General features: G+C 59.7%; 11 protein-coding genes. 7 read left to right on the top strand and 4 right to left on the bottom strand.

The features are described 5' to 3' along the window. The first annotated feature begins 49 nt into the window (after window positions 1–49). Both ACWKWM_RS18670 and ACWKWM_RS18665 read left to right on the top strand, forming a co-directional pair. Window positions 50–1,369 carry an Nramp family divalent metal transporter gene (locus ACWKWM_RS18670; RefSeq protein WP_483847554.1) on the top strand — a complete coding sequence of 440 codons (1,320 nt, stop codon included), beginning with the start codon at window positions 50–52 and terminating at the stop codon, window positions 1,367–1,369. Window positions 1,370–1,640: 271 nt separating this feature from the next. Next, window positions 1,641–3,107, top strand: coding sequence for an MFS transporter (locus tag ACWKWM_RS18665; RefSeq protein WP_483847553.1), 1,467 nt, complete (start codon window positions 1,641–1,643; stop codon window positions 3,105–3,107). Window positions 3,108–3,292: 185 nt separating this feature from the next. Here the strand turns inward: ACWKWM_RS18665 and ACWKWM_RS18660 are convergent, their stop codons facing one another. Further along, complete coding sequence (locus tag ACWKWM_RS18660) at window positions 3,293–4,927, bottom strand: phosphoethanolamine transferase (RefSeq protein WP_483847701.1); 1,635 nt, start codon at window positions 4,925–4,927, stop codon at window positions 3,293–3,295. 319 nt (window positions 4,928–5,246) lie between these two features. Between ACWKWM_RS18660 and ACWKWM_RS18655 the strand changes: the two genes are divergently transcribed. Beyond that, complete coding sequence (locus ACWKWM_RS18655; protein ID WP_483847552.1) at window positions 5,247–5,858, top strand: glutathione S-transferase family protein; 612 nt, start codon at window positions 5,247–5,249, stop codon at window positions 5,856–5,858. Window positions 5,859–6,016: 158 nt separating this feature from the next. Here the strand turns inward: ACWKWM_RS18655 and ACWKWM_RS18650 are convergent, their stop codons facing one another. From ACWKWM_RS18650 to ACWKWM_RS18640, 3 genes are read right to left on the bottom strand one after another with little or no spacing between them, the layout of a single operon-like run. Next, complete coding sequence (locus ACWKWM_RS18650) at window positions 6,017–6,778, bottom strand: substrate-binding periplasmic protein (RefSeq protein WP_483847551.1); 762 nt, start codon at window positions 6,776–6,778, stop codon at window positions 6,017–6,019. Window position 6,779: 1 nt separating this feature from the next. Beyond that, window positions 6,780–8,126: a GGDEF domain-containing protein gene (locus tag ACWKWM_RS18645; protein ID WP_483847550.1), complete on the bottom strand. Its 1,347-nt coding sequence runs from the start codon at window positions 8,124–8,126 to the stop codon at window positions 6,780–6,782. A gap of 2 nt (window positions 8,127–8,128) precedes the next feature. Next, window positions 8,129–8,911 carry a substrate-binding periplasmic protein gene (locus ACWKWM_RS18640; RefSeq protein ID WP_483847549.1) on the bottom strand — a complete coding sequence of 261 codons (783 nt, stop codon included), beginning with the start codon at window positions 8,909–8,911 and terminating at the stop codon, window positions 8,129–8,131. A gap of 533 nt (window positions 8,912–9,444) precedes the next feature. Between ACWKWM_RS18640 and ACWKWM_RS18635 the strand changes: the two genes are divergently transcribed. From ACWKWM_RS18635 to ACWKWM_RS18620, 4 genes are all read left to right on the top strand, one after another. Then, window positions 9,445–11,499 (top strand): 2Fe-2S iron-sulfur cluster-binding protein, encoded by a 2,055-nt coding sequence (locus tag ACWKWM_RS18635; protein WP_483847548.1) that lies wholly within the window; start codon window positions 9,445–9,447, stop codon window positions 11,497–11,499. Between the two features lie 27 nt (window positions 11,500–11,526). Continuing rightward, window positions 11,527–11,736, top strand: a complete 210-nt coding sequence (locus tag ACWKWM_RS18630) for a hypothetical protein (protein ID WP_483847547.1) — start codon at window positions 11,527–11,529, stop codon at window positions 11,734–11,736. 173 nt (window positions 11,737–11,909) lie between these two features. After that, entirely contained in the window at window positions 11,910–12,761 is an 852-nt protein-coding gene (gene bla, locus ACWKWM_RS18625; RefSeq protein WP_483847546.1) for a class A beta-lactamase, read from the top strand. Window positions 12,762–12,919: 158 nt separating this feature from the next. Beyond that, on the top strand, window positions 12,920–15,031 hold the full coding sequence (locus ACWKWM_RS18620) for a hybrid sensor histidine kinase/response regulator (protein WP_483847545.1): 2,112 nt from the start codon (window positions 12,920–12,922) through the stop codon (window positions 15,029–15,031). Window positions 15,032–15,145 lie beyond the last annotated feature (114 nt).

Here is a 15,145-nt window from a genome sequence, read left to right as displayed (position 1 = left end):
TCTGCGCGTTTAAGCTCCGTGGCTTGTTGCCATCAGCCATCGGATTCCCGTGAAGTACAAACTCCCCACCACCGCCACAGCCCCGTTTTGCCCATCCGCTGTGACTGACACGGTCGCCATTCCGGCCAACGCCTCATTCGCCCGCAAAATGATGCTATTCGTCGGGCCCGGGCTGTTGATCTCGATCGGCTACATGGACCCTGGTAACTGGGCTACGGCCATTGAAGCGGGTTCGCGTTTCGGTTACTCGCTGCTGTTTGTCGTGGTGCTGGCCAGCCTGTCGGGCATGGTGTTGCAAAACCTCTGTTCGCGCCTGGGCATCGCCACGGGTCGGGATCTTGCGCAGTTGTCGGCCCAGCGCTACAGCCCCAATGTCGCGAAAGGGCAGTGGATACTGGCGGAACTGTCGATTCTGGCGACGGATCTGGCAGAAGTGCTGGGCGCTGCGCTGGCGTTTCATCTGCTGCTGGGTGTGTCGATTACCACCGGTGTAGCGCTGACGGCCTTCGATACGGTCATCGTGCTGGCGTTGCAAGGCGCTAATTTTCGACGTCTTGAAGCAATCATTCTCGGGCTGATCGTCACCATCGCGACGTGCTTCTTTATTGAGCTGGCGCTGATCAAACCGTTCTGGCCGGACGTTGTGGCCGGGCTCAAGCCGTCGTGGGACGTGCTGAGCAATCAAGAGCCGTTGTACATCGCCATCGGCATTCTTGGCGCCACTGTCATGCCGCATAACCTGTATCTGCACTCATCGGTGGTGCAAACCCGAGTCAACGGCACGACCCAAGCGGCCAAGGCCAGTGCGATTAAATACGCCCGGGTCGACACCATTGGTTCGCTGACCCTGGCGCTGATCATCAACGCCGCGATTCTGATTCTCGCGGCGGCGGCGTTTCATGGCACTGGGCATACCGAGGTGGTAGAGATTCAGGACGCCTATCACCTGCTCGACCCGTTGGTGGGCGGCACATTGGCCAGCGTGTTGTTCGGCGTCGCCTTACTGGCAGCCGGGCAAAGTTCGACCTTCACCGGGACCATCGCCGGGCAGGTGGTGCTGGAAGGGTTTCTCAACGCGAAGATTCCGTGCTGGCAGCGGCGCCTTATTACCCGGGGACTGGCGTTGATTCCGGCGTTCATCGGCGTGATCTGGTTCGGTGACGGCGCAGTGGGGAAGATGCTCGTGCTGAGCCAGGTCGTGCTCAGCCTGCAACTGCCGTTCGCGTTGTGGCCGTTGATTAAGTTCACCAGCGACAAACAGCTGATGGGGCCGTTCGCCAACAGCACAACCACCAAAATCCTCGCGTGGGGGTTGTTCGGCCTGATCTCGGTGGCCAACCTGACGCTGATGTATTTTTGGGTGAGTTGATCTGTGAAGGTTTGTAGGAGCGAATTTATTCGCGAGCGGCCGGTTCTGCTGATGCATCTTTATCGCCTGAAACGTTGCCTCGCGAATAAATTCGCTCCTACAGGATGTCAGGATCGCGAATAAATTCGCTCCTACAGGATGTCAGGATCGCGAATACATTCGCTCCTACAGGATGTCAGGATCGCAAAGGTGATCGCTTTCGCTGAACTCCCTGGCAGCCCCCGAACTCTGAACCCAAAGGCTGCCACGGCCTGACGGTGAGGATGAGCGCATGGCGACCACCAGTATCTCCGCGCAGGCGGACACTCGCGGCGAGTTGTTTGAGACCGACATTCCGGCGCGGCTGGACCGTCTGCCGTGGGGGCGGTTTCATACTTTGCTGGTGATTGCGCTGGGCATCACCTGGTTGCTCGACGGCCTGGAAGTCACGCTGGCTGGCTCGGTATCCGGCGCGCTGAAAGACAGCCCGGTCCTGCATCTCACCAACAGCGACATCGGTCTGGCGGGCGGCGCCTACATCTTCGGTGCGGTGCTGGGAGCGTTGTTCTTCGGCTGGCTGACCGATCGTCTCGGCCGGCGAAAACTGTTCTTCATCACCCTCATTCTGTACGTCAGCGCCACCGCAGCCACGGCGTTTTCCTTCAGCCTGTGGAGCTTCATGCTGTTTCGCTTTCTCACCGGCATGGGCATCGGCGGCGAATACACGGCGATTAATTCAACCATTCAGGAGTTCACCCCGGCGCGCTTTCGTGGCTGGGTGGACCTGACCATTAACGGTACTTTCTGGATCGGCGCAGCCATTGGCGCCGTTGGCTCGATTGTGTTGCTGGACCCCGGCTGGATCGGCGGCGATCTGGGCTGGCGCCTGTGCTTCGGTATAGGCGCGGTGCTCGGTTTGCTGATATTGGTGATGCGGCTCTGGCTGCCGGAAAGCCCGCGCTGGCTGTTGATCCATGGCCAGACCGAGGAGGCGACGCAGATTGTCGAGAATATCGAAAAGCGTTTTCGCGAACAGGGCCATGAACTGCCAGCACCCACCGGCAAACCCCTGCGCCTGCACGCTCGGGATCACACGCCCTTGAGCGAAATTTTCCAGACGCTGTTCGTCAGCTATCGCCAGCGCGCATTAGTCGGGATGACACTGCTCACTGCTCAGGCGTTTTTCTACAACGCGATCTTCTTCACCTACGCGCTGGTGCTGACCGAATTCTACGGCGTACCGTCGTCGCACATCGGCTGGTACGTGTTGCCGCTGGCACTGGGTAATTTTTGTGGACCGCTTTTGCTGGGGCGGCTGTTCGACGTCATCGGCAGACGCGTGATGATCAGCCTGACCTACGCCATTTCCGGTGTCCTGCTGGCCATCAGCGGCTACCTGTTTCAGCAGGAATTACTCACGGTCACCCAGCAAGCCATCGCGTGGATGGTGATCTTCTTTTTCGCCTCGGCAGCTGCCAGTTCGGCCTACCTGACCGTGGCAGAAACCTTCCCGCTGGAAATTCGTGCCCTGGCCATTGCCGTGTTCTACGCCTTCGGCACCGGTTTAGGCGGGATCATCGGGCCGACGCTGTTCGGCGAATTGATCGACAGCCATGATCGCGGCAACGTGTTCATCGGCTACCTGATCGGTTGCGCGTTGATGTTGATTGCGGCGTCCGTGCAAGCGATCTGGGGCGTAGCGTCGGAGCGCAAATCCCTCGAAGAAGTGGCGCGGCCGTTGTCCCAGGCGCATGACTGAGGACCGTGCTGTACGGACCCATATTGGATCGGCAGCACCACTAAAATGTGGTTCCAACGCAACTCCAGTGGGAGCGGACCTGTCCGCGAAGAGGCCGGTACACCAAGCGCATTTCTTGCGCCTGACAAGCAGTCTTCGCGGACAGGTCCGCTCCCACATTCCTGGGTACGATCAAATATTGGGAATCACCCACCGCTCCTGCAACTGCTGAATATATCCAGCTTGGGCTGATACTCCGCCGTCGTTACACCGAGCAAACCCAGCACCGAATGAAACATGTAATCGTGGCTCAGGTCAGGCTGGTCGCGCTTGGCTTGCAGGCATTTGAGGTCGACGGCGGCGTCTTTGAGCGTCTGGTTGCCGAACCACATGACCATTGGCACGTGGGTCTGCGCAGCCGGGGCAATGGCATACGGAGCGGCGTGTAGGTAAACGCCGTTTTCGCCCAGGGATTCACCGTGATCGGACACGTAAATCATCGACGTGTCGACCTTGTCCTGATTGCGCTTGAGCAGTTCGATGGTCTGCGCCAGGAAATGATCGGTGTACAAAATGGTGTTGTCGTATACGTTTTTCAGCTCGTCCGAGGTGCAGCTCCCCAGTTGATTGGTGTGACAGACCGGGGTGAAACGCTCCAGGGATTGGGGATAGCGGTCGTAATATTCGGGACCGTGGCTGCCGTCGGAATGCAGGACGATGATCGCGTTGTCCTGCAGGGTGTCGATGTAGTCCTGTAGCCCCACCAGCAGCGATTCATCCAGGCAATGGGTGCCGTCGCAGAACGGGCTCGGCTGGTTCTTCGGGATGTCACTGTGGGGCACGCGCAAACAGGCGCCTTTGCAATCGCTGTTATTGTCCAGCCACACCACCTTCAGGCCCGCCCGCTGGAGAATGTCCAGCAGGCCTTCGTAGGTTTTACCCTTTTTGTCGCTGTAATCGGTGCGCGGAAATTTCGAGAACATGCACGGCACCGAGACAGCCGTCGACGTGCCGCAGGATTGCACTTGGGTGAAGTTGAGAATGTCCAGTTTAGCCAGCTCAGGATTGGTCTCGCGCCCGTAACCGTTCAGCGAGAAGTGATCGGCGCGAGCCGTTTCGCCGACCACGAAGATCATCAGGCTTTTCTTCGGACGCTGCTGCGCTTGCGGGCTCAGGGCTGCATCGGCGCCAACGGTCTGGACTTTCAGGGTTTCCTTGATCGCGACGCTTTGCTTGGTCAGCTTGCCCAGGGCGTATACGTAGTTGGTTGGATTAATGAAGTGCGTGAGTTTGTCTTCGTCGCGAAAGATCGGCGCGTAGGTCGAATAGAACGCGCCCACCGACACCGCAATCACCAGCACGCAGCCAATGGCGACCAGCACCTTGTTGACCAGTCCTGGCAGCACCCGCCGATAGGTCACGGGCGCCCACCAGATCAGCACGATCGGCAGCACGCCGAGCACCAGCAGATACCCCAACAGCTTGGCGCTGAGCAAGGCGCTGGCTTCAGCAGGATTGGTTTCCAGTACGTTCTGCATCATCACCGTGTCGATGGCGATGCCGTAACTGCCCATGAAATACGCCGCCGCCGCAGAGCACAGCGCCACCAGACTCAATACTGGCTTGAGCGTTGGACGGAACGAGAAGGGGATCAGCAGCAGCGTGAAAGCGGCCCACAGGAAAAACGCAAACGACACCTGAAACGCCAGGGCCTTGATCCCTTGCAGCTCGGTCAGGCCGACGAGCGCATGCCAGGTGGCAACGTTGTAAAACGCAACAAGACAGAGTGAAAACAGCAGCACCAGACGGGTAGAGGTAAGGCGTTTGAACATCGATTTCATTTCCATATAGAGCGCTGATCACGGCGAAGCGGGCGCGCACCGTTCTGCGTCGTCAAGGTCCGGGAGACCTGTGCGCGGTTCGATGGCTCAGCTGATGAAGCATGGGGAAGGTGTTGTTACAAAGTTTTTCAGATCAAATGTGAATAACTCGTGAAGCCCGCAACGCTCGCCCTTCGATTATGCTCATTTGGCCAGAACGACCGCCGTTGCAAGCGCGTTTGTCCAAGAATTTGCTTATGGGCCGTGCCAACCTGTGGCTGGATCGGGAGTTGTTTCAAGCGTAGTCAATCATTGGAAATGATCGAGAAAAGGAGAGCACATGAAACTCATCGGTATGCTGGATTCGCCCTACGTTCGGCGGGTCGCTGTCAGTCTGAAACGCATGGGTGTCGCATTCGAGCATGAGCCGATTTCGGTGTTTCGCGGGATCGAGCAATTCAAGGCCATCAATCCGCTGGTCAAGGCGCCGACGCTGGTGACCGATGACGGGGTGGTGCTGATGGAGTCGTCACTGATTCTGGATTACGTGGAGAGCCTGGTCGGGCCCGGGCGAGGGCTAATGCCCCAAGGGCTGCCGGAACGTGTTCAGGTGTTGCGCGTGACGGGGCTGGCGATGGTGGCCTTTGAGAAAGCGGTGCAGATTTACTATGAGCGCAATTTACGGCCTGCCGAGATTCAGCATGCGCCCTGGCTTGATCGCGTGGGCTCGCAACTCAAATGCGCCTGCGCAGAGATCGAAGCCGAATTGACGCGCAGGCCGCTTGCGTGTGACGCACTTATTGGTCAGGACGGCATCAGCGTGGCCGTGGCGTGGGGATTCATCCAATTGGTGGTGCCGGATCAGGCATCAGCGCAGGATTATCCGCTGCTGGCGCAATTCAGCGCGCAGGCCGAGAAGCTAGAGATATTTGTGAGTTCACCGATGGTGTAAGGCTGCGTCCTCTGGGCTGGAGTAATAATGATCGTTCCCACGCTCTGCGTGGTAACGCAGTGGTGAACGCTCTGCGTCCAGGTGACGCGGAGCGTCAGAGGCTGCATCCCCACGCGGAGCGTGGGGACGATCAAATCCGGGGTATTGGCCTATACAATTCAACGCGACTGTTGGGCCAACACCTTGGCCAGGCTGCCATCGGCCTTGAGCGTCTCGAATGCCTGGCGGATGCGTTTAACGGTGTCGTCGGGGGTGGTTTGGCTCAGGGCGATGTAAAGGCCTTTGGACAGCTCGTCCAAGGTGTAAACCGCTTCCAGATCTTCAAACGCGATATGCAGGTCTTCGCATTGTTCTCGCGCCTCACGTTCGGGCATGGGCACCAGTTCCAGCTGACCACTGACCAGCTTGCGCAGGTTGTCCAGGTTGTTGGCCGACACCACCACTTTGGTGAAACCCTTGCGTTCCAGGTATTGCTGCCGGGCGTCATCGCGAACGACCCCTACGCTGTAGAGCTTGGCGTCCGACAACTCCTTGACCCGTACATCCTTGCGCTCACGCAGTTTGTAGAAAACCGGCGTGACCTGATCCAGTTCGCCGACCCATTTGAACAGCGCCTCGCGTTCGGCGCTGCGGATGATCGGGTAGATCAGCACGTTGGATTCCAGGCGCGCCATGTTGTAGGCGCGGGCCCACGGGTACAGCGTCATCCGGTAATCGGTAATACCCGCCAAAGCCAGCGTCTGCTCAACGATGACACTGGCCGACCCCACCACCTTGCCGTGTTCCAGATAGCTGTAGGAAGAGTCTTCGGTGACAACCTGCAAGGGGGCGGCGTGCGTCGGCGTGCAGGTCATCCCCAGAAGGGCTGCGCACACAAGGCTTGCGCAACGGCTGACGCAATACTTCGAAAAAGCGCTCATGTCAGCTCACGCTCCTGTTCCGGCCTTGGCTTTTGGCGCGATACAACGCTTTGTCGGCGCTTTGCAGCAACTGATCGAAACGCTCCATCGTGCCTCGGTTCAGCTCGGCAATGCCGATGCTCAGTGTAATAAACGGCGAGATCGGCGAGGCGCCATGACGCAGTTGTCTGCGGCTGAGCATCTGGCGCAGATGCTCAGCCGCCGCGTGTGCCTGCAACTCGTCAAAGCCCGGGAGCAATACCGCAAACTCTTCACCGCCCAGCCGCGCCACCAACTCGCCGGAGCGCGTAAACAACGTGCTCATGATCAACGCGACGTCGCGCAGGCACTGATCGCCCATGGCGTGGCCATAGGTGTCGTTGTAAAGCTTGAAAAAATCGATGTCGCACATCAGCACTGACAATGGCTGCTGGTGGCGCAAGGCGCGGTTGAATTCAAGTTCTTTGATTTCGTCGAAATGCCGGCGGTTGGCCAGGCTTGTCAGCGGATCGAAACGCGACAGCGCTTCAAGCCGGGTGTTGGCCGCCTGCAACTCAGCGGTGCGTTGCTCCACCAGTTGGGCCAAATGGTCGCGGCTGGCAGACAGCGCCACTTCGTCACGGGCCTGACGCTCAAGGTGCGTGGCCAGTTTGTCCTGCAGATCGTTGACCCCGGCTTCTAGCAAGGTCAGCTCATCGCCGGTCTTGCGGCGGCGTTCCAGGGTCAGCCGTTGGGTCAGATTCTGGGGCGTCAGTTGGCTCAAATGTCGGGCGATGTGCCGTACATGCAGCGTCACCGAGCGGTTGAACATGCCCATGATCAGCCCGGCCAGCGCCAGCGACTGAATGATCTGGGTCAGCATGATGATCGCCACTTCACGCCAAAGGCGCGTCCACAGCAGGCTTTCATCGCCCTCGATGGTCAGCTCGCCGACCACCTCGTTGGCGCCGGGGTAGGGAGCAACGGTCAGTTGGCGGTGCAGCACCGGCGCCAGGTTTGAGCCTTCGTGGCCGGGCCGTTTGCGTTCCAGCACCTCCGGGACTCGTCCGGGGCGCACGATCTTCAACTCCACGCGACCGACCGGCGCCGCCAGCGCCACGCTGTCCACCTGAGCCTGCAACGCGTCACTGTCCATTTCCCAGACGGCCTTGGACAACGTGCCCTGAAACACCTGATCGATCAGCGTGAGTTCGGCATTCATCGTCGCCAGGTTGTTGTTCCAGGCAAACCAGGTGCGCACCGCTACCGTCGCCACGGTAAACAGCACGCAGAACGCGAGTGTCGCTACTACCAGTCGCCGCGCCAGCGAGCCGGTTTGCGGCAGTAACTCCGGGTTTGCCTGCAATGGGGTGTCGGACTCTGTCAGCATGCTCAATCCCACTTCCGGGCAATCGCGTCATAGGTCCCGTTGTCACGAATGGCTTGGAGGCCCTCTTGAAAACGCTTCACCATCGCGTCCGGCGTCTTCTTGCTGAACGCCATGCTGAAGCCGCCGCTGTCTTCCAGTTCAGGCAGACGCAAAGACTGCACCAGCACGCTGGAGGGGTCATCACCGGCCTTACGCGCTAGATATCGGGCGTTGAGTTCGTCGGATATCCAAAGGTCGACATGACCGAGCTTGAGCTTTTCGTAATTGAGCTCGTAGCGGTTACTGCTCTGCAATTGCACGCCGACCTTGAATTGTTTACTGATCAGGTATTGCTCGCCGACGTCTTCGTTCACGGTTGCGGTCTGGAAGCGCTTGGCATCGTCGAGTTGCTGCAGCGTCAGGCGGTGATTGGCGTAAGAAAACAAATACCAGCGGCACGGCGCAATGCTGCCCACCCACTTGAACAGCGATTCGCGAGCTGGGCTGCGGGTGATCGAATAAATCAGGATGTTTTCGCCATGCAGCGCCAGGTCGTAGGCCCGCGCCCAGGGCATCGACTGAATGCTGGCCTGCACGCCGACCTGTTTGAGCACCGCCTGGACCACCTCGGTGCTCATGCCGGTGAGCTTGCCGTCCTGAGTCATGTTGTAGGGCGGCAGTTCTTCGGTGACGATGCGGATCGCCGGCGGCACGTCGGATGCCGAGGCAGGCGCCCCGAGCAGGCACAGCAAGGCAGCGCTTAGCAGCGCTGGAAGTAGTTGACGAAGCAACAGCGGCGATGTCATGGACAACAATCTCATTGACTGCACTCGCGAGCGTCGCTGCGCCCTGTACAGGGTCGGCAGCTAACGGGCGGATGGCTTCTTACACTTGATTTATCGGCGCATATTGCAGCGGCTTGAGCCACAGCGCATCAATGCATCCATTGCGGTGAGCACACACGATGGCCCGCCAGCATCGCAGTTGCTTTGGCGTTTTGCCACGTCCCATTGCCTGGGCATTGTTGATCTGGATAAACGGTCGTTTGAACGGCCGGAACTCCTTATTTTTCCGGTACATCCCGTCGGCCAAGGGCGGCCCAAAGCCTTGCGCTGCTCATCATCTCCCCCGGTTTTTGTCAGCCCCGAAATTTCGTAGCGGCGCCGATCCCGCTGTAGGAGCGCGCTTGCCCGCGAAAACGGACTCTCAGACGCCGATTGCCAGATTCATTGCAGTTTCTGCAACAGTGGATTGCCTTGTCTGGTGATTCCGTCCTTACGGTGAAGCGATCAAACTGATTCACCTGCGCAATCTGACGCTGCTGACCGGAGACGCCGCCATGAACCCATCTGCTCAAACCACTTCCCTCTGGCACGCTGGTGAACAGCGTTTGCAAGCCCATGTCGGCGTCGCCGAGCGTATGGAGCAGCATGGCAGGAAGGTGGTGCGTGATTACATGCCCGATCAGCATCGGCAGTTCTACGAGCAGTTGCCCTACATCGTCATCGGCGCGGTCGATGATCAGGGCTGGCCCTGGGCGAGCGCGCTCGATGACCGCGCGGGCTTCATCACCTCGCCCGATCCTCGCCTGTTGGCTATCAGTCGGCTGCCCGATGCCGATGACCCGCTCAGCCAGGGTTTGAAACCGGGCGCGGCGCTGGGGATGTTGGGGATTGAGCTAAACACCCGGCGGCGCAATCGCATCAATGGGCGAATCAGCAAACTCGACGCCGACGGTTTTTCTGTCGAAGTCGAACATGCGTTCGGCAACTGCCCACAGTACATCCAGCTGCGGCATCTCAAGCAGACATCACGTCCTGCACCGGTCGATCGACCAAACCCAGCCCCCATGAGCGAATTGGACGACGCGGCGACCGCCACCATTCGCGCTGCCGACACGTTCTTCGTCGCCAGCTACGTGGACCTCGACGGCGATTCACAGCGCCGTCAGGTGGACGTGTCCCATCGCGGCGGCCAGGCCGGTTTCGTCCGGGTCGAGGGCAATGTGCTGACCATTCCGGATTTCGCCGGCAACCTGCATTTCAATACCTTGGGCAATTTTGTGCTCAATCCCAAAGCCGGACTGCTGTTCATCGACTTTGAGTCTGGCGATGTGCTGCAGGTCATCGGCCAAGTGGAGATCATCCTTGAGGGACCGGAAATTGCCGCGTTTCAGGGCGCTGAACGGCTCTGGCAGGTAAAAGTGCAGGCCATGATTCGTCGGCCTGCCGTCTTGCGCTCGCGCTGGACCCTGGAAGGCTACTCGCCCAATAGCCTGATGACCGGCAATTGGCAACAGGCCGCCGCCCGCCTGAAAGCCCAAACCCTGTCGGAGCAATGGCGGCCGTTGCGGGTGACGCGTATAGAGGACGAAGCCTCTGGCATCCGCTCCTTCTACCTGGAACCCAATGACGGCGCAGGAATGCCAGCATTCAAAGCCGGACAGCACTTGCCCTTGCGCGTGACTTTGGTCGGGCAAGACAAGCCAGTGATCCGCACCTACAGCCTGTCCAGTGCGCCCTCGGACGACTTCTTTCGCATCAGCGTCAAGCGTGACGGCGCGGCGTCGGCGCACCTGCATGATCAAGTCCGGGTGGGGGATATGCTGGAGGCTCGCGCGCCCCAAGGCAGTTTCACGGTTGATCCCGCCGAGCGTCGCCCACTGGTGCTGATGGGCGCCGGCATCGGCGTGACGCCAATGTTGGCGATGCTGCGCGAGGTCATTTATGAGGGCAAGCGGGTGCGCCGCATGCGCCCGACCTGGTTCATCCAGAGTGCACGTCGTCTGGTGGATCTGGCATTCCGCGCAGAAGTGGACACACTCATTGAAACGGCTGGCGATTCTCTGACCGCCATCCGCTTGCTCAGCCAGCCCGAAACAGGCGGCTGGCAAGGCGACGGTTTACAAGCGTTTGGCCGTATTGACCTTGCGCTGCTCAAATCAGTATTGCCGTTCGACGATTTCGATTTTTACCTGTGCGGCCCGTCAAGTTTCACCCAAGGCTTGTACGACGGGCTCAGGGCCATGCACATCCGCGACGAGCGCATACACGCCGAGACATTCGGGCCGTCGACGCTCACCCGTACTCGCGATCAACTGTCCGCTGGCTTGCAACAGCCGCCAGCTTCCGCCACCTCAGTTCCGGTGGTATTTGAAAAATCAGCCAAGGAGGGACGCTGGCAGCCAGAGGGTGGCAGCCTGTTGGAGCTGGCCGAAAGCCGTGGCCTGAATCCCGAATACAGTTGCCGTGGCGGTTCATGTGGCACCTGCAAAACCCGGCTCATCAGCGGCCAGGTGCATTACCCGGTTCCGCCCGCCGAGATGCCGGCGGCGGACCATGTGCTGATCTGCTGCGCAGTCCCGGCTTCAGGGCCGTTGGTGCTCGATCTGTAATCATCCATGCGTGTGCAGGAGGTTGTGATGAGTGAATGGCCGGTTGGTAAAGACGAAGCCCCCACCCCTTTTCAACACACTGAACAGGAAGCGTCGTGGCTGGCGCCGCAATGCATGTGCCCGCTCTCGGGCGATACGCCTGAGTCACACCCCTGCGATGAGCGCCCGGTCACGCTGGGTTTTATCGCCTGGATGCGCCGCGTATCGATCTTCCATAGAGACCGGCATCGGCATTGAACTTCGCCTGAGCGGGCAGGGGTCAAGGCCCCTGCGACTCAATGACGGGGTTGAATGCGCGGCAGGGTAGCGTGATGATGAGCGCCGATTCGTCAGCCAGATTCCAGGCTTGGCCCAGCCCGCATTGACCTGCCGTCACAAGGACGTCCATTTTGATCTCACGTAGAAGCGTTTTGACTGCCTCATTGCTCGCCGTTCCAGCGTTGGCCAGTTTCAAGGCATTGGCTGCTGATTCATCGAAGCCGTTGCACGCTCGACTCGTTGAACTTGAAAGCCGGTGGGGTGGGCGACTGGGCGTTGCCATTCTTGACACCGGCAGCGGTGAGATGCTGTCGCATCGGGGCGATCAACGTTTTGCAATGTGCAGCACCTTCAAATGCCTGGCGGCTGCTTTCGTTCTGTCGCGGGTCGATGAGGGTAAGGAAAGCCTCTCGCGGCGCATCTCCTATGACAAGAGTCAGCTGGTGCCGTACTCGCCGGCTACCGAATCCCACGCCGGAAAAGATGGCATGACGATGGGGCAGCTCTGTGAAGCCGCAGTCACCCTCAGCGACAACACCGCCGCCAATCTGATGCTCGACAGTTTCGGTGGCCCTGCCGGGCTGACCGAGTGGTTGCGCACGCTGGATGATCTGGTGACTCGGCTCGACCGTCGGGAGCCTTCGCTCAATGAAAACAAACCCGGCGACCTGCGCGACACCACCACACCGATCAGCATGGCCTACACCCTGAAAAACATCGTGCTGGGCAAGACGCTGTCGGACGCATCCCGCGAGCAACTCGTTGCCTGGCTGGTGGCCAATACCACCGGCGGCAAAAAACTGCGGGCAGGCCTGCCGAAGGACTGGCGGGTGGGCGACAAGACGGGCTCCGGCGCGAACAAGGCCACCAACGATGTGGCCGTGATCTGGCCCCCTCAACGCGCGCCTATCATTGTCACGACCTTTTATTCTGAAGGCGGCGGCAGTGACGATGAGCGCAGCGCAGTGATTGCCGACGTCGCGCGACTGGTGGCATCGCGCTGAATCACCGTTAATTGCAACTTGCTTTCAGGTGATTGCAACGCCCGGTGAAGTTAGCTATACGACGTTGAAATTTTTCTGATTTCCAATGCTCGAAACATCGGTAAGCGCAATAAATCAGCAGCTGGCCGCCAGGGGCCGTCGTACAGCAGAGTGAGCCGATGCCTTTTTTGACTGATGATTACGGGTGTGCCGGATGGGGCGGCGAGATGGCTGGGCGCATCCGGGCCTTCAACTGGTCAATGACCGATTTGGGGCCGATGAACAGCTGGTCGCGCAGCCTGCGCTCGGCGGTGCAGCTATTGCTCGCCTCACCTGTGCCGCTGGTGATGCTCTGGGGTCGCCAGGGCTACATGATTTACAACGACGCCTATTCGCTGTTCGCCGGTGGTCGGCACCCATACCTGCTCGGTACACCCGTTGAGTTGGGCTGGCCCGAAATCGCCGATTTCAACCGCAACGTGGTCGACACCTGTCTGGCGGGAAACACCTTGTCCTTCAGAGACAAGGAACTGGTGCTGCTGCGCGACGGCAAACCCGAAGACGTGTGGATGGACCTCTATTACAGCCCGGTGCCGGGCGACGACGGAGCACCCGCCGGGGTCTTGGCTATCGTCGTCGAGACCACCACGCACGTGCTCTCCGAGCGCCTTCGCGAATCCGCCGAACAGGCTTTTCGCGCCACTAACGAACGTTTGCAGCTGGCGCTCAACGCAGGCTCTCTGGTGGGCTCGTTCGTCTGGGACATCAAGGCCAATCGGCTGTCGGGTGATGAGCGTTTCGCTCGCACGTTTTGCTTCTCCGCAGAGGAAATCGTCGAAGGCGTGCCGATAGAGGGCGCAGTTGAAATCATTCACCCCGATGACCGCGAGCGCGTGAATCAGTTGATCGCACATACCGTTGAGCACGGTGGACCGTATAACGCCGAATACCGGATTCGGCGCCCCGATGGCAGTTACATCTGGGTCCTGGCCAGCGGGCGTTGCGAGTTCGATGTTGATGGCGAAGCACTGCGTTTCCCGGGGGTGCTGATCGATATCCACGAGCGCAAGATTGCCGAGGAGTCACTGCTCCAGCTCACTCGCACCCTGGAACAGCGCGTGGCTGAAGAAGTGCGCGCGCGTTCGGTGGTGGAGGAACGGCTGCGCCAGTCGCAAAAACTCGAAGCCATCGGCGGGCTCACCGGAGGGGTCGCCCATGACTTCAATAATCTGCTGCAAGTGATCGCGGGTAATTTGTACCTGCTGGCGCGGCAGGAGCCGGATAACCCCCGCGTGCAAAAGCGCGTCAACGCGGCCACGGCGGCAGTGGAGCGGGGCGCCAAGTTGTCCTCTCAGCTGTTGGCGTTTGCCAGGCGACAAGCCCTGTCGCCGGCCGTTTACAACTTGCGGCGTATTTATGAGGGGCTTGGCGAACTGCTTCAACGCGCGCTTGGCGAAACCATTCACGTTGATATCCAGTTGCCTGAGGACGGTTGGCGGATTCATGTGGACCGCAACCAGTTGGAAAACGCGCTGCTCAATCTGGCGATCAACGCCCGCGACGCCATGAAAGGCGAGGGCACGATCACTGTCAGCACCGAGAACGTGGTGCTCGATCATCTTGCCTGTGCAGGCAAGGGACTGAGCCCCGGCGAATACGTGCTGTTGAAAGTATCCGACGTCGGCAGTGGCATGGCGCCAGATGTCCTGGCGCATGCTTTCGAGCCGTTCTTCACCACCAAGCCTGACGGTCACGGCACAGGGCTTGGCCTGAGCATGGTATTCGGCTTCGTTAAACAAACCGGCGGTCATATCGAAATCACCAGCGTCGCTGGTGCGGGCACTGAAGTTCGCATGTATTTTCCTCGCAGTTTTAAGCCGGAGGTGCTGGAAAGACCCAATCACACCATCACATTCGCAGGCGGCCACGAAACCATTCTGGTGGTTGAGGACGACGATGCGGTGCGCACTACATCCGTGGAGCTTTTGCAGCAGGCGGGCTACAACACGCTGGTCGCAGCTAATGGGGATGACGCCATGGCGATATTGCGCAGCGGCGCGATGATCGATCTGATCTTTACCGACGTAGTGATGCCGGGACTGATCAAGAGCGCGGATCTCGCAGTTTGGGCCCGGCAGCAGTCACCGCAGGTGCCAGTGCTGTTCACGTCCGGCCACACCCGCGACGTACTGGCACGCACTCATGAACTGGGCAATACGACGTTTCTCTTGAGCAAACCGTATGGGCCGGAGGCGCTGGGCGAGATGATTCAGGCGGCGTTGCGGGGGTAGAAGCGGCGACGCATGCCCGTGTAAGCATGCGAATTATGATCTGACGCAAATCCCGTGGGAGCGGACCTGTCCGCGAAGAGGCCGGAATATCCGACGCATTTGTTGCGCCAGATG

Source organism: Pseudomonas rosaeacicularis (assembly GCF_057128745.1).
The sequence above is the reverse complement of the archived record's forward strand: the minus strand, read 5'-3'. Positions and strand labels throughout refer to the sequence as shown.

What these genes read in the sequence shown, in the direction of transcription:
- ACWKWM_RS18665 (WP_483847553.1), top strand. Translation starts at nt 1,641, where the DNA reads ATGGCGACCACCAGTATCTCCGCGCAGGCGGACACTCGCGGCGAGTTG.
- ACWKWM_RS18660 (WP_483847701.1), bottom strand. Translation starts at nt 4,927, where the DNA reads ATGAAATCGATGTTCAAACGCCTTACCTCTACCCGTCTGGTGCTGCTG.
- ACWKWM_RS18655 (WP_483847552.1), top strand. Translation starts at nt 5,247, where the DNA reads ATGAAACTCATCGGTATGCTGGATTCGCCCTACGTTCGGCGGGTCGCT.
- ACWKWM_RS18650 (WP_483847551.1), bottom strand. Translation starts at nt 6,778, where the DNA reads ATGAGCGCTTTTTCGAAGTATTGCGTCAGCCGTTGCGCAAGCCTTGTG.
- ACWKWM_RS18645 (WP_483847550.1), bottom strand. Translation starts at nt 8,126, where the DNA reads ATGCTGACAGAGTCCGACACCCCATTGCAGGCAAACCCGGAGTTACTG.
- ACWKWM_RS18640 (WP_483847549.1), bottom strand. Translation starts at nt 8,911, where the DNA reads ATGACATCGCCGCTGTTGCTTCGTCAACTACTTCCAGCGCTGCTAAGC.
- ACWKWM_RS18635 (WP_483847548.1), top strand. Translation starts at nt 9,445, where the DNA reads ATGAACCCATCTGCTCAAACCACTTCCCTCTGGCACGCTGGTGAACAG.
- ACWKWM_RS18630 (WP_483847547.1), top strand. Translation starts at nt 11,527, where the DNA reads ATGAGTGAATGGCCGGTTGGTAAAGACGAAGCCCCCACCCCTTTTCAA.
- ACWKWM_RS18620 (WP_483847545.1), top strand. Translation starts at nt 12,920, where the DNA reads ATGCCTTTTTTGACTGATGATTACGGGTGTGCCGGATGGGGCGGCGAG.